The sequence below is a fragment of the Oceanirhabdus sp. W0125-5 genome (assembly GCF_027938815.1).
In the GTDB taxonomy this organism is placed as follows: domain Bacteria; phylum Bacillota; class Clostridia; order Clostridiales; family Clostridiaceae; genus Oceanirhabdus.
In genome coordinates, this window is sequence record NZ_CP115913.1 from 1,750,774 (window position 1) to 1,772,110 (window position 21,337).

Here is a 21,337-nt window from a genome sequence, read left to right on the forward strand (position 1 = left end):
TACAATATTTTATCATGGATGAAATGAGTAAAAATCTCTTTGTTCTAAAGAATAATAAGATGTAGTTTCTGACCTCAGTCAGAAACATCCATCGTTTTCAATTTTCAGTTTTCAACTTTCAACTTCTTTTAAACTCTTTTATATTTGAATTTATTTCATATTCTAAAGGAATATTATTGTTATAGAAAACTATCCATAAGAACGGGGTTGAAGAGAAGTGAAGCTTGTAATTATCGGTGGAGATGCTGCAGGGATGAGTTGTGCATCTAAATTAAGAAGGTTAAATAAGGATATAGAAATTAAGGTGTTTGAAAAGACTGATGTGGTTTCATATAGTGCTTGTGGAATACCTTATTATATTGGTGGAGACTTTGATAATTGGAAAGATATGATTGTAAGAACACCTGAGGAATTTGGAAAAAGTAATATTCAAGTATTCTTGAATCATGAGGTTGTAAAGGTAAATGGTGATGAAAAGGATATATTGATTAAGGATCTAAATAACAGAAGGTTGCTTCATGAAAGATATGATATCCTTTTGATTGCTGTAGGGGCAAACCCTATAAGGCCACAAGTTCCTGATGTGGAATTGAAAAATATTTATAATGTTAAGACTATAGATGATGGAAGAAAGATTAGAAACATGGTGGAGACAATGAGTAGTGATGAGGTTGTTTTAATAGGTGGTGGATACATTAATATGGAAATAGTAGAAGCTATGTACAAGCAACAAAGAAAGGTCACAATAATTGAGAGAGGAAAACACCTATTGAACTCATTTGATGATGAAATATGTGAATTGATTGAAAAACATTTGGCTGAAAAAAATATAATTATTAAATTAGAAGAGGAAGTAATAGGATTTCAAGGAAATGATAAGGTTGAAATGGTTATAACAGATAAAGGAAAATATAAGACGGAATTAGTAGTTTTAGGGATTGGATTCTCTCCAGCTACTGATTTTTTAAAAGATAGTGGTATTAATATGGCTGAAAATGGAGCTGTAATTATTGATAGATATATGAAAACAAATATTGATAATATATATGCAGCGGGAGATTGTGCTCAGGTTTATCATAAAGTCTTAAAGAAAAACTCATATGTACCACTAGGGACAAATGCTAACAAGCAAGGGAAAACATTATCTGATATTATTAATGGAGATAAACGTAAAATTCAAGGAATATTAGGAACAACAGTTGTAAAAATAATTGATTTACAAGTAGGGAAAACAGGATTAACTGAGAAGGAAGCAAAAGAAAATAATATTGAGTATGGTGTAAGCTTTATAAAGTCTAAAACTGGTCCAGATTATTATCACAAAAGTGAGGATATATATGTTAAAATTATATATAATCAGAAAAGTAGAACAATTATTGGTGGGCAGATAGCTGGGAAGAGAGAAGCTGGTATAAGGATAGATGTTATTGCAGCAGCTATATATAATAATATGACTGTTGATGAATTAGGTATGCTGGATTTATGCTATGCACCTCCATTCTCAAATGTATGGGACCCAATTAATCTTGCTGGTAAGAGGGCAAAATAGACTTGTGTTTTTACTGGTAAGTTATTTTAATATTTATTAAGGGGTGGTTGAATGTTTAAGGAAAGAATTGAAAAAGTATGTAAACATATGGAGGCTTACGGGTTTAATGAGGTAATGATTACTTCTCCAGCATCGGTTTTTTATCTAACTGGTAAATGGATTGAGCCTGGTGAGAGAATGATGGTTTTAAATATTAGCAAAAATGGAAAGACTAAATTGTTTATTAATGAGTTATTTCCAGTAGAAAATGATATAGCAGATGAAATAATTATATTTAAAGATAGTGATAATGATGTTGAAATATTACATAATAACATAAACTCTGAGGGTACAATTGGAATTGATAAGGAATGGCCTTCACATTTCTTAATAAGACTTATGAAAATAAATAAAGATATCAAGGTAGATATAGGATCAATTGTAGTTGATGAAGCTAGAAATATAAAAGATCCAAAAGAGATTGAGCTAATGGAAGAAGCTTCAAGAGTTAATGATTCTGTAATGGGAGATATTATCTCAGAATTAAATAAGGATATGAATGAGTTAGATGCTTGTAAAAGACTTGGAGAATTATATAGAAAGTATGGAACAGAAAGTTTTTCATTCCATCCATTAATTGCTTATGGAGCTAATGCAGCTGAACCACATCACGATTCAGATAGTTCCATAATGAAAGAAGGAGACAGCATTATTATTGATATTGGTGGAAGAACAAATAATTATTGTTCAGATATGACAAGAACTGTTTTCTATAAAAAATGTAGTGAAGAACATGAGAAGATATATAATATTGTTTTAGAGGCTAATAGAAAAGCAATAGCTAAAGTTAAACCAGGAGTTAAGTTCAGTGAGATAGATTTGGCTGCAAGAGATTATATAGATGAGTGTGGATACGGAAAATATTTCACACATAGAACAGGCCATAATATAGGAATAAATGTACATGAAGGACCAAATGTAAGCTCGGTAAATCATGATACTGTTGAAGTTGGAATGATATTTTCTATAGAACCAGGAATATATATACCTGGAGAAATGGGTGTCAGAATTGAGGATTTAGTATTGGTAACTGAAGATGGATGTAAAGTACTTAATAAATTTGATAGAAAACTGACTATTATATAGATTGCATAGTGAAATTTAATTATACATGTCCAAAATCTCGGTGTATTAACGAGTTATGGACTTGTATAATTAATAATTGAACTGGAATCTATAAATAATTAGAATGGAGACGGCATATGAATGAAGCATATATTGATTTACTAACTAATTTAGAAAGTTTAGAAAAGGTTGTTGTTGCTTTTTCAGGTGGAGTTGATAGTACATTTCTTTTGTATGCATGCAAGGAAGTGTTAGGAGATAATGTTATAGCTGTAACCATAGATTCTCCTTATATTCCAAGGTGGGAAATTGAGGAAAGTAAAGAGTTGGTTTCTTTATTTGGAGTAAAACATCACATAATAAAAGTGGATATTCCAGAAAGCATAGTGAAGAATCCAGAAGATAGATGTTATTTATGTAAAAAGGAGATCTTCTCCAACATAATTAAGTATAAAGATGAAATTGGTTTCAAATATGTGGTTGATGGTTCAAACTACGATGATACTAAAGATTATAGACCAGGTATGAGGGCGTTACAGGAACTTGATGTAAGAAGTCCATTACTAGAGAGTAAGCTTACAAAAGAAGAAATCAGAAAATTATCTAAACTGCAAAAAGTACCTACCTGGAATAAGCCAGCATATGCTTGTTTATTATCTAGGCTTCCATATAATACTGAAATATTATCAGAGGAATTAAGAAAAATTGAATTAGCTGAAAGATTCATTATGGATAAAGGTTTTAAAGGAATCAGAGTAAGAAGCTATGGAGATACAGCTAAAATTGAAATATTTAAAGAGGATATGGAGAGATTCTTAAAATATGATAATATTGAAGAAGTGAATACACATCTAATTAATCTAGGATATAAGGTTGTAACTTTAGATTTAGGTGGATACTCAATGGGAAAGATGAATAGAAGTATTGAGGAGAAGAAAAATAAATGAATGATAATGAAATAAAAAAGTTACTGGAAAAGGTTAAAGATGGGGATGTAACTGTTGAAGATGCCTTTGGTGAACTTAAAGAATTACCATATACTGATATTGGTATAGCAGTTGTAGATAATCACAGGGAGATTAGAGTTGGATATCCAGAGGTTATATATTGTTCTGGTAAAACAAAAGAACAAATAAGAGAAATTGTAAGTGTGATGCTTAAGAAGAAAAATAATATTTTAGGAACTAGAGCATCATTTGAGGATTATGAAGAGGTAAAGAAAATATGTAGTCATGCTGAATATGATCAATTATCAAAGACCATAGTTATAAAAAATAAAGAAATAGAAATAACAGAAAGTTATATTGCTGTTGTAACTGCTGGTACATCAGATCTGCCGGTGGCCGAAGAAGCTGCAATTACTGCTGAACTATTTGGAAATAGAGTTGAAAGAGTTGTTGATGTTGGAGTTGCTGGCATACACAGATTATTTGGGAAATTAGATATAATAAAAAATGCTAAAGTAATAATTGTTGTAGCTGGCATGGAGGGGGCGCTACCTAGTGTAATAGGTGGATTGGTTGATAAACCAATTATTGCAGTACCTACAAGTGTGGGATATGGAGCTAACTTTGGGGGATTATCTGCATTATTAACCATGTTAAATAGTTGTGCAAGTGGAATAACTGTGGTGAATATTGATAATGGATTTGGAGCAGGATATTCTGCTAGCATTATAAATAAGCTCTAAGTAGAGTTGATATTATTTAAATATTTATATATAATTAATATGATTTAATATTGATTATCAAAAGATAAAAAAGAAAATAAGGAGTAATTTTATGATTAAGCAACATTCATTATCAAGAACCGAGTTACTTATAGGAAAAGAAGGATTAGAGAAATTAAAAAATACAACAGTTGTAGTTTTTGGTATAGGAGGAGTTGGAAGTTTCACAGTTGAGGCTTTAGTTAGAAGTGGCGTTGGGAGACTTATAATCGTAGATGATGATACTGTTTGTTTAACAAATTTAAATAGACAGATTATAGCATCATATGATACTATATCAAAAGCTAAAGTAGAGGTTATGAAAGAGCGAATATTAACAATAAATCCAAAATGTGAAGTTATTACTCATAAAACATTTGTGGATAAAAGTAATATTCATGAAATAATAGATGAAACAGTTGATTATGTTGTTGATGCTATTGATACTGTGTCATCAAAGATTGCATTAATAGAATACTGTCATGAAAGAGATATAAGAATAATATGTAGTATGGGAACGGGAAATAAATTAGATCCTACTAAATTTCAAATTTCATATTTGGAAAAGACAAAAGTATGTCCTTTAGCAAAGGTTATGAGGCAGGAGATGAAAAAGAGAAGAATAAAGAAGGTTAAAGTACTTTATTCAGAAGAACTGCCAATGAAGCCAAAGGTTGAGGATGTAATAACTTGTAAAGAAGGATGTGTATGTTCAGCTACAAGCAGTAAGAGATGTTCTCATAAAAGACAGATACCTGGAAGTATTTCTTTTGTTCCACCTGTAGCAGGTATGATTATTGGTGGAGAGGTTATAAAAGATATATTGGAGATTAACAAATAAAATACCCGAACGGGTATTTTTTTTGTTGTTCGCTTGAATATTTTACTGATTTTAGTTATGTTATAGATAAACTACTTAGTTTAATTATATATTAAATAGTGGAGAAGAAAAAATTAAGAATATTGAATAATGAAATCTAATACGGTGTATATAATATTTACATATGTGGTTAAAATTATTAGTAAAAATATATTAAGCTTTTTGTTATTTGTTCTTTATTCTTTGCTTTTATATGTTATAGTATTATGTTACTAGAAAATTTTTTTAATAATATAAGTTTTAAATCAAGAAATTTAAATCGTGTTGGAGGAACTTTTGTTTGAAAAGATATTTAGATTATAAGAATACAACCCTAGATAATGGATTAGAAATTGTATCTATAAAGAAGGAAACAGATCTTGTATGTTTAATTAATGCAATGAAAATAGGCTCTCTTAATGAAGAAGATGATGAAAGGGGTCTTGCTCATTTTATTGAGCATATGATCTTTAAAGGTACTGAAAAAAGAAATAATAAAAGGTTGATTGATGAGTTTGAAGAGACTGGTGGAGAATATGACGCATATACAGATAATGTAAGTACAGTTATTAGTATAACTGCTCTAAAAGAAGAATTTGAAAAGTCCTGTGATTTATTAAGTGACATATTAATAAATTCTACATTTAAGGATGAAGAAATTGAAAAAGAGAGAAAAGTAATTTTATCAGAGATTAGAAATTCTTATGATGATATTGAAGATTACAGCTATAGGGTTTTGAAGGAGAAAGCGTTTCCTAACAATTCTTTAAAATATGATGTTCTTGGAACAGAAGAATGTGTAAGAAGATTTTCAAGAGATGATATATTAAGCTTTTATAATAAATATTATAATGCAAGTAATTGTAAGATAATAATTGTATCACCATTTGACCATGACTATGTTATAGAAAACATCAAAAGATATTATGGACAATGGAAAAAGGGTGAAGTAAGAATCAATAGGAAGGAAGTATTTGAAAACACCCCAGGTGAATTTGAAACAGAATTACAGGATAATGAACAGAGCACAATTATGTATTTATTCACTTTTAAAAATCCTACTCCTAAAGAGGAATTAGCACTTAGGATATTAGATTATAGATTGGGATCTAGTTCAAATTCAGTTTTATTTAAAGAATTAAGAGAAAAGAGAGGGTTATGTTATTCTGTACACTCTACTCTTGGAGATTATGAAAAATTTAATATATTATATATCTATGCATCTGTTTCTAAAAGTGATGTGGAAGAGAGCAAAGAAGTAATTAGTTTATGTTTAGATAAGTTCTTAAATGAAAAGCTGAAATTTGATGATAAGTTTTTCAATATAATTAAGAAGGTTTATAAAACTGAAATAATAACAACATTAGAGGGATGTAATGATTTAGCACACTTTATCTTAGCTTATATTCTAGATGATGAGGATATTTTATCCTTTTATAATGATCTTGATTTATTAGATACCTTAAGCAAGGAAGATATTTATGAAATTGCTAAAGACTTATTTACTAATTCAACAGTGAGTGTCATATTAGGAAGGGATGAAGAGGATGGAGATAATTAATATTATCCCACATAAAAGATTTGAAGATAAAGTAATATTGCAAATGGACAATTATGAAAATTATACAATTTCATTAGAAGCTGTGTACAAGTATAATTTAAAAAAGGGAAAAGAAATTCATCAGGAAGAATTTGATAAAATTATTATAGATGAAAATTACAGAGCAGCAAAAACTAAGGGTTTAAAGTATATTGAAAGAGGAGATAAAACTTTTGCGCAAGTATGTGAATATCTTGAAAAAAAAGAGTATTCTTCTCAAGTAATTGAAAAGGTAATGGAATTTTTAGTAGATTATGATTTTGTCAATGATGAAAGATATGCTGAAAGGTATATTAAAGAAAGAAGAAGAACAGAAGGAAAAAATAAAATTAAATACGCTTTAAAGAAAAAAGGCATAAATGAAGATATTATATCCGAAAAATTGATTAATATAAATGAAGATGAAGAACTTGAAGCAATAAATAAATTAGTCAATAAAAAAATTCACACACTTATTAAAGATGGAAAAGATGAATATTTCATTAAAAACAAACTTTATTCATATATTATTTCAAAGGGGTTTTGTGGTGATAATGTTTTAAAATCCATAAAACAGTCAATAATGGAAAATAGAGATCTTATTTACGAACATCAAAGAAATAATCAAGAAAAAGATAAGGAAAATATAATGGAGGTGGCTTCAAAAAGATATTCACTTATTTCTAAGAGTGAAACTAATAATTTGAAGTTAAAAAAGAAATTATATGATTTCTTATTGAGAAAAGGCTATTCCTATGATGATGTTAAATCGGCTGTAAATGAGATAATTTCCAATGAATAAAGGTGAAAAGTGTGAATTTGGATATATTATCAATAGTAATAATTTTATTATGTGTTATTCCTTTATTAAAAGGGATCCTTTATAAATATTCACCAGATAATTTTAAGAGAGAGATTATTGGAGTTGTAAAAATAATTTCTTTTATAATTGGTTTATTATCTGGTTTTTATTTATGTAAAAAATTCATATTGTACGATTCTTATAGATTTTTTTCAGATTTTTTAAGTAATCTTATAGGGGAATATATAACTATTTTTAGTGAAAAACCTATATTGATTTATCTTATAGTAGCACCAGTAATTTCTATAATAATAACAGTAATTGTTTACAAAATACTGAATATTCTGTTGAATGTATTTATTTATCCATTATTTGATATCTTTCATAAATGGGTATTAAAAAGAGGGAATTTTCTTAAAAGTTTATTGGGGCTTATTCTTAGTATTCCAAAAGCTCTTTTCTATCCATTAATTTTCTGTACTATAATCCACTTTTATTCATTAAGTTATTCAAATGAAAAAATAGATGATATAATTTTCAATTCAAGTGTAAATGATGTTATTTCTGAAAAAATTATAGTTCCTATAGTAAGTAATGAAATGGTCAATCATATACCTAATATAGTAAATCAATCATTAAAAATTGATATTAGTCAAGTAGAAGATGCCTTTACAGAAAACCTCACAATTTATTACAATGGAGTAACATTAGATGAAGGAATAAAGAGTAATGATGAAATTAATGAATTAACTTTATTGTTATGTGAAGATGGTGAGAATGATAGAGAAAAAGCTTTTATTATTTATAGTTGGATAACTGAGAACTTAATTTATGATGAGGATAAGGCTAATGATATAATAAATGATAATTTTGAGATTGAAAGTGGTGCTATTTCAGCCTTTAAAAGTAGGAAAGGTGTTTGTTTTGATTTTGCGTGTTTATACACTGCAATGGCAAAGGCGGCAGGTTTAAAAGTAAGGATTGTTACTGGAAAAGGATTTAGTGGAGAAGTTTGGGTAGATCATTCTTGGAATGAAGTATATATTAATGAAAAAGATAAATGGATTAAAGTAGATACAACTTTTGGATTGGCAGGGAATTATTTTGATAATTTAACCTTTAATTTAGATCATACTGAAAGAAAGATTATTGGAGAGTGGAATTAATTTTATTGTTTCTACTCTCTTTTTTTTAGAGTGTGGAAATTAATTTGTGTAAAGCTCATTAAAGTTTAGAAATGAATATACTTTATTTTAACTAGGAATAAGTCATAATTTAAACTCATTCCTAGTTTTACTCATTTATTAAAAAATATTACAGTTAAATTTAAAAAAGTTATTATTCGCATGAATTTCATTTGGGACATGCTTAACTATACTGCATTTATATCAAATCTTTCTTCAAAGTGTATTGCTAACTGTCCTAATATTGTTGCCCAAGCTCTCACACTTTGAGTCCATTTGTTAGTTGAATCCATTGTTGCTAAATATAACATCTTAAATAATCCTTCGTCAGATGGGAATATACTTCGATTTTTTGTAACCTTTCTAAGTTGTCTATTATAGCTTTCCATTGCATTGGTTGTATAAATCATCTTACGGATTTCTTCTGGGTACTTAAAGAATGTAGCTAACTCTTCCCAGTTATTCTCCCATGATTTTATTGAAATAGAGTATTGTTTATTCCATTTATCCTTAAATTTTTCTAATTCCATTAATGCTGCTTCTTCAGTTGGTGCTTTATAAACTAATTTTAAATCAGCACAAAATTCTCTTCTATGTTTATACGAAACATATTTAGTTGAGTTTCTAATTTGATGAACTATACAACGTTGTATTTCTGTGTCAGGATATATTGTTTTAATTGCATCACTAAATCCTGTAAGTCCGTCAATCGCGGCTATAAAAATATCTCTTACGCCCCTGTTCTTTAAGTCCGTTAGGACTGTGAGCCAATATTTTGCACTTTCATTTTTGCCAATCCAAATTCCCAGTACATCCTTCATTCCATGAATATCTATCCCAATTATTATATAGGCAGCTTTATTAACAACCTTACCATCACTTCGCACCTTATAATGTATAGCATCTAAGAATATAATTGGATATACCGCGTCTAGCGGTCTGTTTTGCCACTCATGAGCATGTGGAAGTATCTTATCAGTAATTCTTGATATTAATGTATGAGATGCATCTATTCCATATATATCTTCAAGATGTTTACTTATATCTCTAGTAGTCATCCCCTTAGCATACATGCCTAATACCTTATCTTCTATGCTTGATACGTCATTTTGATTTTTCTTAACAGCCTTCGGCTCAAATTCTCCGTTTCTATCTCTTGGTATGCTCAATTCCATTTCACCAAGGTCGGATATCACTTTTTTTGAGCTATAGCCATTTCTACTATTGCTAGTATTCTTATTTTTATAATCATACTTTGTATAGCCTAAATGATCATCAAGCTCCGCTTCTAACATCTCTTGAAGGGTACCTGAAAACACTTCTTTCAATGCACTTTGAATGTCTTTCGCTGTTTTTAAATTGTTTGCACTAATAAATTCTCTTAAAAGTTCTTTTCTTAAAACCATAATAGTCTGTGTACCTCCTATGAATACTATTTTTAAGTATACCCATTTTGAGGTTTACACAGACTATATTACATACTCTTTTTTTACTTTAGAATGTCAGGCAAAAATCACTATTTTAGATTGTATAATCTAGAATAGTGATTTTATTATCTTTTATAATTTCCTATAGAACAAAAAAAGTGAGAAATTACTTACTCACTTTTAGGCTTTGGATATTGATAACTATTGTTAAGAACTTTTTTTAGTTTTATCAAGTTCTTTTTTCAGTAGTAAATTTATAGCTTTTTCGCAATCTTCATCGTTTTCATTTAGACACCATGCTTTATTAAAGAAATATAGAGCGTCTTTATTATTTCCTAAAATTGCATAGCAATAAGCAAGATTGAAATAATATTTACTCTCTTCTCTTAAGCGGATAGCTTTTTTGAGGAGATAAATAGCATCCGGATATTTCTTTAGTTTAATATGACATACAGAAGAATTATAATAGCAACTTGCTGAATTAGAGCTGTCTTCATCTAATGCTTTCTCGTAGAAAGTTATTGCTTTCTCGTAATCTTTAGAATTATACATTACATTTGCTTTTGAAAAGTAATCCATAGTCTCCTCCTTCGGTTATTATATATTTGAATTATATCCATTTTTAATATTAATATTCCAAAATTTAGATTATTATTCCTTAATAAATGAAATGGTATATAGACTTAATAATGTAAATTATTTTTAAAATCAAAGTATTTTTGTTTTATTAATTTATATGATGAATTATAATAATATATATATATTAGATTATGTAATTAATTGGTTAATAAATAAAATAATTCAAAATGTTGAGGAGAATAAAATGAAAGCTTTTAAAGTATTATTAATATTTGGAACAAGACCTGAAGCTACAAAGATGGCTTCAGTTATTAAAGCGCTAGAAAAAAGTCAATCTATTGAATATAAGATTTGTGTTACTGCACAGCATAGAGAGATGTTAGATGAAATATTAGAAATATATGATATAACCCCTGATTATGATTTAGATATTATGAAGCATAAGCAGAGTTTATCCCATATAACCAGCAGCATATTAATTAAAATTGAAGAAATATTAGAAATTGAAAAGCCTGATATGGTTTTAGTTCATGGAGATACTACAACTACATTCTCTTCTTCACTTGCAGCATTCTATAAAAAAATCAAGGTAGGTCATGTTGAAGCGGGATTAAGAAGTTTTAATAAATATTTACCTTATCCAGAAGAGATTAATAGAAGATTAACAGGTGTAATGGCAGATTATCATTTTGCACCTACTGAGTTTGCAAAACAAAATCTATTAAATGAAGGTGTAAAGGAAGAAAACATATTTGTTACAGGAAATACTGGTGTAGATGCTGTAGATATGAGTATTAAAGAAGATTATGTTTTTGAAAATAAAATATTAAATTCTATAGATTATAAAAAAGATAGGATTATTATGGTTACAGCCCATAGAAGAGAAAATTGGGGTGGGGGAATTGATAGTATTTGTGATGCCTTAATTGATATTGTTAAAAAGAATGAGGGGGTTAAAGTTATTTACCCTGTTCATATGAATCCTATTGTTAAAGAAACTGTGCATAAAAAACTAAATGGAATTAAAAATATCATTCTTACTGAAACAATTAATGTAAAGGATTCACATAATCTTATGAAAAGAAGTTATTTAGTACTTACAGATTCAGGAGGAATTCAAGAAGAGGCACCACATCTTAATAAACCTGTTCTTGTAATGAGAGATGTTACAGAAAGACAGGAAGGTGTAATGGCAGGAACATTAATTTTAGTAGGAACAGATAAAAAGAATATTGTTGATAATGTACAACTTTTATTAGATGATGATAAAAAATATAAAAACATGAGTGAAGCACAAAATCCATATGGAGATGGAAAAGCAGGAGAGAGAATTGTAAAAATACTTGAGGAAATACAGTAATAAACAGGGGATTTGGAGGAATAATTATGAAAACTGTATGTGTTGGTATAGATATTGGGTCAACCACAATAAAATCAGTTGTTTTAAATAATGGAAAATTGAAATCGAAAAAATATATAAGACACTTTTCAGAGATAAAAGAATCATTTAAAAAAGTGATGAATGAATTACTAGAAGAAAACCCAAAATCATTTTTTAAGATTGCAATAAGTGGATCTGGTGGATTATCACTAGCAAATGAACTTGAAATTATGTTTATACAGGAAGTTATTGCAAGCACACAAGCTGTTAATACTTACTTACATGATATAGATACAGTTATTGAATTAGGTGGAGAAGATGCTAAAATAACATTCCTTAAAAATGGGGTAGAACAGAGGATGAACGGTACATGTGCAGGTGGTACAGGTGCTTTTATAGATCAGATGGCAGCCTTAATGAAATGTAGTGTCGATGAGTTAAATGAAAAGGCAAAAAATTATAAGAGGATGTATCCTATAGCTGCTAGATGTGGGGTATTTGCAAAAAGTGATATTCAGCCCTTAATTAATGAAGGTGCTGCAACAGAAGATATTGCTGTATCCATTTTTCAGAGTGTGGTTAATCAGACTATCGCAGGCTTGGCATGTGGTAGAAAGATAGAAGGTAGAGTAGCTTTTTTAGGAGGTCCTTTAACTTTTATATCTGAACTTGGTGTAAGATTTAAGGAGACACTGAAACTAAGTGATGAAAATGCAATTTTCCCAGAGAATGGACAGTATTATGTTGCTCTTGGAGCAGCTAATAAAGCACAGAATGAACTTACATTATCGGAGAATGAGTTAAAAGAGAAAATTAAACTAATAAATTCATTTGAAGAAAAGGAAATACAAAGATCAGAACCACTTTTTAGAAATAAAGATGAAATGGAACAATACAAGAAAGAAAATATATTACCAATTGAAAGAAAAAATATTAAAGAGTATGTTGGAAATATTTATTTAGGAATAGATGCGGGGTCAACTACTACAAAAGTAGCAGCTATAGGAGAAAATTATGAGTTGCTTTTTGAGAGATACGGGAGCAATGAAGGAAAACCTCTTGAAAAGGTAAAAGAATTTTTAAATGACCTTTATAGTGAAATGAATGATAAATCTCATATTAAGAATTCAACTGTTACGGGTTATGGTGAAGAACTAATAAAGAAAGCGTTAGGCATAGATATAGGTGTTGTAGAAACTGTAGCTCATTATAAGGGTGCAAATTATTTTTATCCAGGAGTATCTTTTATTTTAGATATTGGTGGACAAGATATGAAATGTATTAAAGTAAAAGATGGTGTTATTGAGGATATAATGTTGAATGAGGCATGCTCATCAGGTTGTGGTTCATTTATTCAAGGATTTGCAGAAGCATTAAATATACCTGTTGAGGAATTTGGAAAGATGGGAGCAATGTCACAAAAACCAGTTGATCTAGGTTCAAGATGTACTGTGTTTATGAATTCCAGGGTGAAGCAAGCACAAAAAGAAGGAGCTGAAGTTGAAGATATTTCAGCAGGATTAGCATATTCAGTAATAAAAAATGCCCTGTTTAAAGTTATCAAGCTTACAGATAGCAGTGATATGGGAGAGAAGGTTATTCTTCAAGGCGGAACATTCTATAATGATTCAGTATTAAAAGCCTTTGAAAAGGTTACTGGAAGAGCTGGTAAAAGACCTGAGATTTGTGGATTAATGGGAGCATTTGGTGCTGCAATAATTGCACATGAAGAAGCTAAAGATGATTTAAGTTCAATAAGAACTTTAGAGGAAATAAATAATCTATCCATAGAGAAAAGAGAAGCAAGATGTGGGCTTTGTGAGAATAATTGTGCATTAACTGTTAATTTATTTGACAATGGTGAAAGACTTATAATAGGTAATAGATGTGAGAGAGGAGCTGGAAATAAAAATTCCGGACAAGAAATACCAAATCTCATGAGAGAAAAACTGAATATGTTTAGTGATTTGAAACAGACAAAAGATGAGTTTATTGCTTCAGTGGGATTACCTAGAGCATTAAATATGTATGAAAATCTTCCTCTTTGGCACCATTTCTTTGATGAATTAGGGATAAAAGTAGTAACATCTGATAAGTCATCTAAAGAAATTTTTGAGAAGGGTTTTGAATCAATTCCATCAGAATCTGTTTGTTATCCAGCAAAAATTACACATGGACATATAGAGAATTTATTAGAAAAGAATGTAGACTTTATTTTCTATCCTTCAGTTGTATATGAAAATAAAGAGGTGGCAGGAGCGAATAATCATTATAATTGCCCTATAGTAACATCTTATCCAGAGGTAATAAAAAATAATTTGCACCTTACTAAGCCCTTTTTTAATCCATTCTTGAATTTAAATCATAAAAAATCTGTTATTAAGAATTTATGTAAGTGTTTAGCATTTTTAAAGATAGATAATGCAAAAATTAAGAAAGCATATGAGAAGGCGCTTGTAGAGTATGATAAATTTAATGAAAGATATCGGAATAGAGGAGCAGAAGTTTTAAAAGATATAGAGAGTGGTAAGTATAAAGGAATAGTATTGTGTGGAAGACCTTATCATTTGGATGAGGAGATAAATCACGGTATTCCTGAGCTAATAAACTCTTTAGGATTTGCAGTTCTTACAGAAGAAAGCATATCCCATCTTGGTAAACTGAAGAGACCTATAAGAGTTGTGGATCAATGGATGTATCACACAAGATTATATGAAGCTTCAGATGTGGTTGGAAGAACTAAAGGGCTTAACATGATTCAATTAAATTCATTTGGATGTGGATTAGATGCAGTAACTACTGATATGGTAGAAGAGATATTAAGAGAGTATGGCAAGTTTTATACAATGATAAAAATTGATGAGATAAGTAATCTTGGAGCGGCTAAGATTAGAATACGATCATTAAAATATGCAATAGAAACAAAAAATGAAAGTAAAGAGAAAGAATCATATGAAGGGCATAATAGAGTGATATTCACAAAAGAAATGAAAAAAACTCATACAATTATTTGTCCGCAGATGTCCCCTATTCATTTTGAACTGGTTGAGGAAGCATTCAGAAGTGAAGGGTATAACTTAAGAGTGCTACACAAAAGTTCAAAAGAGGATGTTGATGTAGGGTTAAAATATGTTAATAACGATGCTTGTTTTCCATCCATAATAACAGTTGGTCAAATTGTAAATGAGATTATCAGTGGAGATATTGATCCAGATAAAACAGCTGTTATTATATCTCAAACAGGGGGGGGATGTAGAGCAACCAATTATATAGCTTTCTTGAGAAAAGCACTTAAAGAGGCAGGTTATGGACAAATACCTGTCATATCAGCAAATGCTAATGGATTAGAATCAAATCCTGGTTTTAAGTTTACAATAAATGCTATAAGAAAAGGAATAATGGCAATTTGTTTTGGGGACTTGTTTATGAAGGTGCTCTATAGAACTAGACCATATGAAAAGACTCCAGGAGCGTGTAATGATCTTTATGAAAAGCTGAATGAAAAATGTATGAAAATGATTAAAAATGGTAAGGTTAAAGAGTACAATAATTTATGTAAGGAAATTATTGAAGAATTCGATAGTATTCCATTAAAAGATATCAAGAAACCTAAAGTAGGTGTAGTTGGGGAGATACTTGTTAAATATCATCCGCTAGCAAATAATAATCTTGTTGATGTAATTGAGAGAGAGGGTGGAGAAGCAGTTGTTCCAGGGCTTCTAGAATTTTTCTTGTATTGTGCCCATAATTCAATATTCAATTACGAATATCTTGGTATGAGTAAATTAAGTGAAGTTGGTGCATCACTTTCAATTAAATATCTTGAAAGTTACACTGGTAAAATGAACAAATATCTTCAAAAAAGCAAAAGATTCCATAGAAGTGTCTCAATTTACGAATTAGCAAAAGGGGCTGAAGATATATTATCATTAGGTAATATGACAGGTGAAGGTTGGTTCCTAACTGCTGAGATGGTAGAATTGATAGAATCAGGGGTTCCTAACATTGTATGTACTCAGCCTTTCGCATGTTTACCAAACCATGTAACAGGAAAAGGGATGATAAAGGCATTAAAGAACAAGTATCCTGATTCAAATATTGTAGCTATAGATTATGATCCAGGTGCAAGTGAAGCAAATCAATTAAATAGAATTAAACTTATGATGACTGTAGCACTTGAAAAAATCACTACTAATATCGCCATTGATGAGGCAGCAATGACAAATGAGTAAAAACATAATTGAGAATTGAGAATGTAGAATGATTGACATTTCTCTTCGAGAAATTTTAATAATATTGTTCTTCGGACAACATTATTTCACTCGTTTAATCAAAATTAAACATTGTATTATAAATAAAAGACTGTTGTTGGTATTCCAGCAATGGTCTTTTTTATGTATATATATGGTTTTATTCTTTTATTTTTTAAAAATTTAAATATAAGTTCAAAAAAACTACTTGAAAATAATTATCAATTGCAATATAATATCATTAAGAAAAGTTAATGAGGTGATTTTAATGAGAAAAATTAATGTTATATATTGGAGTGGTACAGGAAATACGGAAATGATGGCAAATGCAATTGCTGAAGGAGTAAAAGAAGCTGGAAATGAAGTTAATGTGATTCAAGTAGGGGATGCTACATTAGAGGATGCAAAAGATTGTGATGTTCTAGTATTAGGATGTTCTTCAATGGGAGATGAGGTTCTTGAAGAAGGTGAGATGGAACCTTATATGGAATCAATTGATGGACAAATAGGTGGTAAGAAAGTTGCTTTATTCGGATCATACGGATGGGGTGATGGAAGATGGATGAGAGAATGGCAAGAACGTGTAGAGGACGATGGAGCAATATTAGTAGAGGATGGACTAATAATAAATGAAACACCAGATGATGAAGGACTAACTCAATGTAGAGAGTTTGGTAAAGCGTTATAAAACAAATGTATAATTGATAATGTAGAATGTATAATGAAGGACATTTCTCTTCGAGAAATTTTAATTATATTGTTCTTTGGACAAGAATAGTTTACTCGTTTCATCTTGATTAAACCTTGTATTTTAAATTACAATATTTTATCTAAAGATAAAATGGGTAAACCCCTCTTGTTCTAAAGACCAAAAGAATGTAGTTTCGCGGAGCAAAACATCCATCGTTTTCCACTATCCATTTTCAACTGTTCAGTTATGTTTTCCATTCACTACTACGAAGCAATTTTTCTCTATTACAAATTTTAAACTAAAGCAAATTAATTTATTGGGGAGTGTATTATGAACAGAGAGATATTAAATAAGTATTTAGAGTTTTTAAATAATAGCAATGTATATGATGCTTTTGAGGCATATATTTTCTTTAATATTGCACCAGTAGTTGATGGAGTTAAACCGGCTTCACTGGTGAGAATAACAAATAGAATGAATTTCTTGACATTGTGGGATGATATTAAAGAAAAAATCAAGATACATGGAATTGAACATTTAGAGTTAAAAACTCATTGTGGAAACAGCGTGGTGATTTTCTATAACAAAGAAATGCTAAATGAATATGTTAACAGAAAAGATATTAGGGAATTCCTTGATAATAACGGATATGCTGAGTGTTCCACAATAGATACTATGTTAGAGAATTTAAAGAATAAGTTTCATAACACATGTCCTCATGAGATTGGTATATTTTTAGGATATCCATTAGAAGATACAAAGGAATTTATCAAAAATGAAGGTCAGAACTGTTTGCTTTGTGGTTATTGGAAAGTATATAATGATGAAGAATCAGCAAGATGTATTTTTCAAAAATATGATAATGCTAAAAGGAAAATTCTTAATTTGATTGTAAATAAAAATGTTAGAAATTTATATTGCATATAAAAAATATAGTGGATAGTTAACAGTCTAAAAATAAATAAAAGACGAATACATTATATGTGTATTCGTCTTTTAATCCTTATATTAATATAATACCATATTTTAGACGAAAAATATAGACTTACATTTTATAGATAAATCCCTTATAATGGAGCTATTGCTTTTAAAAGGGGGGAATTAAATGAAAAATATAATAACTATTCAACATACACAATCTATTCATCATACTAATGGAATGGTTGGTTCTTGGACTGATTGGGATTTATCAGAGGTAGGTATACAACAAGCGAATAATATTGGAAAAAACTTATCAAACCAGATATCAGATAAAAAGTATGTATTGTATTCTTCAGATTTATTAAGAGCCAAGCATACAGCAGAAATTGTAGGAAAGTATTTGGAAGTCTCACCAATTTTTGTTACTGAATTGAGAGAAAGAAACCTTGGAAAGTGTGTTGGAAAATCTGTACAATGGATGAAAGATAATATGGAAGTGAAAGAAAAATCTATTGACGATAAGATGTTTTCTGATGCAGAAAGCAGAAGAGATGAATGGAATAGATTATTACCATTTTTTAATGAGTTAATGACAAATAAATATGAGAATATAATTATCGTTTCTCATGGAGATTTACTTAGTGTATTTAATACAATGTGGTTAGGCATGGATATTGAAATGCTCAACAGAAGTGAAATATTTGGATTAGCTGGTGGAGTTAGTTTTATGCAAGAAACCGCTGACGGAAAGCGATTAATTAGACTAATGAGCGATATGTCTTATATAAAGTAATAAGGAAGTTATCTATCAGTTTTATGTAACAGTTAGTGATGTTAAGTTTTAATCGTATAAGGCGTTTAACTGGTTATCTGACAGGAGATGTCAAGATGATGAATAATTCAAAACAGGTAGAGTGTGTGAAAGGGTGGAAGCCGAGATACATGCAAAAGGGGTCACAGGATAGATAACTCTTACACATATGGGTTAAAAGTTAATAACTTACTTTTCAAGTTATTTATCATTTTAAAGTTTGATTTAAATTACTTTAAAACCTGCTAAAGGTAAGAGTAGTAGGTCTGTTACAGTAAGTTTTGCTAGGAGTACTATGCAAAACTTTAATGCAGAACTTGAGGAGTTTGTAAAATATAAAAATAAGAGCTATTACGATGATAAAATGAGTAAACCTCTCTTTTTCTAAAGAACAACAAAATGTAGCTTCTCACGTAAGTGAGAAGCATCCATCGTTTTCAGTTTTCAACTTTCAATTCTCAATTATGGTTTTATTGTAGTTCCGTCCATTCCATTAAAAGTTCGTCAAGTTCAGCATTTATCTTTTCCTTGTCATTAAACAAAGTATTTACCTTATCGTAATCTGATGAAAAGAGTTCAATTTCTTCATCAAGTTTAGAAAGGTTTAATTCTAACTCACCTATCTTATTCTCAAGGAATGTTAATCTATTTTCTTTTTTTCTTTCCTCTCTTGAGAGTATTTTATTTTCTTGATATTTAATATTAGATATTGAGTTTTCATTCTTCGGTTTTTCTTTATTGATTGATGTTTTTGATGAAAGGATTTTTTTGTATTCATCATAAGTACAATCAAATTTAGTTATTTTACAATCTTTTAATTCTAAAACCTTATTTGAAATTTTATTTGTAAAAAATCTGTCATGGGATACAAATAAAATTGTACCATCAAACTCTTCAAGAGAGGATTCTAACATCTCTCGTGAGGAAATATCAAGATGATTTGTAGGTTCATCCATGATTAGGAAGTTAACTTTATTTTGCATTAGTAAACACATTTTTAGCCTGCTTCTTTCACCGCCTGATAGAGCTGATACTTTTTTGTTGATATCCTCTGTGAAGAATAGATATCTAGCTAGTATACCTCTTATAATTCCTTCTGCTATAGGAAATTCATCCTGAAAAACTTGGATTACAGTCTTATCCTCATTAGGAAATTTAATTTCTTGAGGTAAATATGCCATCTTGATGCTTGCACCTAATTTAATAATTCCATTATCCTCTTTGTAAAAGGAATCTATAGATTCGGGATAAAAGGTTCGAATAATTGATTTTAGTAAAGTAGATTTCCCAGAACCATTTTTCCCAAGTAACACATATCTATCTTTAATGAATATCTTAAGATCTACATTATCATAAAGCTTCCTTTCTCCAATAGACTTTGAGAGATTTTCAATAGTTATTACTTCCTTACCGCTTCTATTTGATGAAGTAAATGCAAGGTCAGCTTTCTTTTTATTTATATTAGGCTTTTCAACTTTATCCATCTTCTCTATTCTTTTTTCCATATTAAAAGCTTTTTTAAAGAATCTCACATCATCTGCAATTTGTCCCCATAATCTAAAACGAGCAATGGCTGCTTCCATAGATTTAATCTTTTTTTGCTGTTGAACATAATGAGCAAGTTGTTCTTCAACTCTACGTCTTTTCTCTTCTTGATAATAACTGTAATTTCCAATGAACTCACTGCAGTTCATGTTTTCAAGCTCAATTATTTTTTTAACAACCTTATCTAAGAAATATCTATCATGGGATATTATTAAAACTGTACCCTTATATTCATTTAAGAAATTCTCTAGCCATTCAACGGCTTCTATATCTATATGATTTGTAGGTTCATCTAATAACAAGAGGTCTGTGTCTTGAAGTAGGAGTTTCCCTAAATGGACTATTGTTTTTTCACCACCACTTAAACAAGAAAATTCTCGATCTCTCATATCCGAGGATATTTTCAAACCAGTACAAATTTTATTGATTTTCTCTTCAGTATTATAACCATCACATGAGTCAATTAAAGCCTGTAAATCTGCATATTCTTTAAGTACTTTATCCATATGATCAGTGCTTTGGGACATTTGCTTTTCTAATTCACTCATTTTCTCAAGTGTCTCATAAACATCTTGAAAAGATGACTTTAAAACATCTTCAACTGTAAAGTTTGAGGGGTATAGGGGAATCTGCTGTAGATATCCTATAGACATATTTCTCCTCATGTGAAGAGTTCCATCTTCATAATTTTCAGCACCAGTAATAATTTTGAAAAGGGTAGTTTTTCCACAACCATTATCTCCGATAATACCTATCTTATCACCTCTATATACTTCAAGTGAGATGTCTTCCAGAACTTTATTTCCCCCATAAAATTTAACTAGATTTTTTATTGTAATATCAACCATATTTCTTTCCTCCTAAATATATATTATTATCATGAAATTTCAATAAAAATAGCTCAAGGAATACCTTGAGCTAATAGTTAAAATATAGGCATAGAGTTT

General features: G+C 29.6%; 16 protein-coding genes. 13 read left to right on the plus strand and 3 right to left on the minus strand.

The window, feature by feature from the left end:
* Positions 1-217: 217 nt before the first annotated feature.
* The 8 genes from OW730_RS08245 (at position 218) to OW730_RS08280 (ending at position 8,767) form a co-directional block, all read left to right on the plus strand.
* A complete protein-coding gene (locus tag OW730_RS08245; RefSeq protein ID WP_271228568.1) occupies positions 218-1,549 on the plus strand; it encodes a CoA-disulfide reductase in 1,332 nt (443 codons plus the stop codon).
* Between the two features lie 51 nt (positions 1,550-1,600).
* Complete coding sequence (locus OW730_RS08250) at positions 1,601-2,674, plus strand: M24 family metallopeptidase (protein ID WP_271228569.1); 1,074 nt, start codon at positions 1,601-1,603, stop codon at positions 2,672-2,674.
* A gap of 116 nt (positions 2,675-2,790) precedes the next feature.
* Positions 2,791-3,600, plus strand: coding sequence for an ATP-dependent sacrificial sulfur transferase LarE (larE, locus tag OW730_RS08255; protein WP_271228570.1), 810 nt, complete (start codon positions 2,791-2,793; stop codon positions 3,598-3,600).
* Positions 3,597-4,343, plus strand: a complete 747-nt coding sequence (larB, locus tag OW730_RS08260; RefSeq protein WP_271228571.1) for a nickel pincer cofactor biosynthesis protein LarB — start codon at positions 3,597-3,599, stop codon at positions 4,341-4,343. The genes larE and larB overlap by 4 nt, the downstream gene beginning before the upstream one ends.
* Before the next feature lie 91 nt (positions 4,344-4,434).
* Positions 4,435-5,202 (plus strand): tRNA threonylcarbamoyladenosine dehydratase, encoded by a 768-nt coding sequence (locus OW730_RS08265; protein WP_271228572.1) that lies wholly within the window; start codon positions 4,435-4,437, stop codon positions 5,200-5,202.
* Positions 5,203-5,521: 319 nt separating this feature from the next.
* Entirely contained in the window at positions 5,522-6,781 is a 1,260-nt protein-coding gene (locus OW730_RS08270; RefSeq protein WP_271228573.1) for a M16 family metallopeptidase, read from the plus strand.
* On the plus strand, positions 6,768-7,601 hold the full coding sequence (locus OW730_RS08275) for a RecX family transcriptional regulator (protein ID WP_271228574.1): 834 nt from the start codon (positions 6,768-6,770) through the stop codon (positions 7,599-7,601). Before OW730_RS08270 ends, OW730_RS08275 begins: the two co-directional genes overlap by 14 nt.
* A gap of 11 nt (positions 7,602-7,612) precedes the next feature.
* Positions 7,613-8,767, plus strand: a complete 1,155-nt coding sequence (locus OW730_RS08280; protein ID WP_271228575.1) for a transglutaminase domain-containing protein — start codon at positions 7,613-7,615, stop codon at positions 8,765-8,767.
* Between the two features lie 206 nt (positions 8,768-8,973).
* Here OW730_RS08280 and OW730_RS08285 read toward each other — a convergent pair whose 3' ends face one another.
* Entirely contained in the window at positions 8,974-10,191 is a 1,218-nt protein-coding gene (locus OW730_RS08285) for an IS256 family transposase (protein ID WP_271228576.1), read from the minus strand.
* Positions 10,192-10,419: 228 nt separating this feature from the next.
* Complete coding sequence (locus OW730_RS08290; protein WP_271228577.1) at positions 10,420-10,791, minus strand: tetratricopeptide repeat protein; 372 nt, start codon at positions 10,789-10,791, stop codon at positions 10,420-10,422.
* A 244-nt stretch (positions 10,792-11,035) separates the two neighbouring features.
* Between OW730_RS08290 and wecB the strand changes: the two genes are divergently transcribed.
* From wecB to OW730_RS08315, 5 genes are all read left to right on the plus strand, one after another.
* A complete protein-coding gene (gene wecB / locus OW730_RS08295; protein WP_271228578.1) occupies positions 11,036-12,151 on the plus strand; it encodes a non-hydrolyzing UDP-N-acetylglucosamine 2-epimerase in 1,116 nt (371 codons plus the stop codon).
* A gap of 26 nt (positions 12,152-12,177) precedes the next feature.
* A complete protein-coding gene (locus OW730_RS08300) occupies positions 12,178-16,404 on the plus strand; it encodes an acyl-CoA dehydratase activase-related protein (RefSeq protein ID WP_271228579.1) in 4,227 nt (1,408 codons plus the stop codon).
* 286 nt (positions 16,405-16,690) lie between these two features.
* Positions 16,691-17,110 (plus strand): flavodoxin, encoded by a 420-nt coding sequence (locus tag OW730_RS08305; protein ID WP_271228580.1) that lies wholly within the window; start codon positions 16,691-16,693, stop codon positions 17,108-17,110.
* A gap of 333 nt (positions 17,111-17,443) precedes the next feature.
* A complete protein-coding gene (locus OW730_RS08310; protein WP_271228581.1) occupies positions 17,444-18,040 on the plus strand; it encodes a DUF3793 family protein in 597 nt (198 codons plus the stop codon).
* Between the two features lie 178 nt (positions 18,041-18,218).
* Positions 18,219-18,827: a histidine phosphatase family protein gene (locus OW730_RS08315; protein ID WP_271228582.1), complete on the plus strand. Its 609-nt coding sequence runs from the start codon at positions 18,219-18,221 to the stop codon at positions 18,825-18,827.
* 488 nt (positions 18,828-19,315) lie between these two features.
* Here the strand turns inward: OW730_RS08315 and abc-f are convergent, their stop codons facing one another.
* On the minus strand, positions 19,316-21,238 hold the full coding sequence (gene abc-f / locus OW730_RS08320) for a ribosomal protection-like ABC-F family protein (protein WP_271228583.1): 1,923 nt from the start codon (positions 21,236-21,238) through the stop codon (positions 19,316-19,318).
* Positions 21,239-21,337 lie beyond the last annotated feature (99 nt).

Excerpts from the sequence above, each read along its gene's own strand:
- OW730_RS08250 (WP_271228569.1), top strand. The coding sequence starts at position 1,601 with ATGTTTAAGGAAAGAATTGAAAAAGTATGTAAACATATGGAGGCTTAC.
- larE (WP_271228570.1), top strand. The coding sequence starts at position 2,791 with ATGAATGAAGCATATATTGATTTACTAACTAATTTAGAAAGTTTAGAA.
- larB (WP_271228571.1), top strand. The coding sequence starts at position 3,597 with ATGAATGATAATGAAATAAAAAAGTTACTGGAAAAGGTTAAAGATGGG.
- OW730_RS08265 (WP_271228572.1), top strand. The coding sequence starts at position 4,435 with ATGATTAAGCAACATTCATTATCAAGAACCGAGTTACTTATAGGAAAA.
- OW730_RS08275 (WP_271228574.1), top strand. The coding sequence starts at position 6,768 with ATGGAGATAATTAATATTATCCCACATAAAAGATTTGAAGATAAAGTA.
- OW730_RS08285 (WP_271228576.1), bottom strand. The coding sequence starts at position 10,191 with ATGGTTTTAAGAAAAGAACTTTTAAGAGAATTTATTAGTGCAAACAAT.
- OW730_RS08290 (WP_271228577.1), bottom strand. The coding sequence starts at position 10,791 with ATGGATTACTTTTCAAAAGCAAATGTAATGTATAATTCTAAAGATTAC.
- wecB (WP_271228578.1), top strand. The coding sequence starts at position 11,036 with ATGAAAGCTTTTAAAGTATTATTAATATTTGGAACAAGACCTGAAGCT.
- OW730_RS08300 (WP_271228579.1), top strand. The coding sequence starts at position 12,178 with ATGAAAACTGTATGTGTTGGTATAGATATTGGGTCAACCACAATAAAA.
- OW730_RS08305 (WP_271228580.1), top strand. The coding sequence starts at position 16,691 with ATGAGAAAAATTAATGTTATATATTGGAGTGGTACAGGAAATACGGAA.
- OW730_RS08310 (WP_271228581.1), top strand. The coding sequence starts at position 17,444 with ATGAACAGAGAGATATTAAATAAGTATTTAGAGTTTTTAAATAATAGC.
- OW730_RS08315 (WP_271228582.1), top strand. The coding sequence starts at position 18,219 with ATGAAAAATATAATAACTATTCAACATACACAATCTATTCATCATACT.
- abc-f (WP_271228583.1), bottom strand. The coding sequence starts at position 21,238 with ATGGTTGATATTACAATAAAAAATCTAGTTAAATTTTATGGGGGAAAT.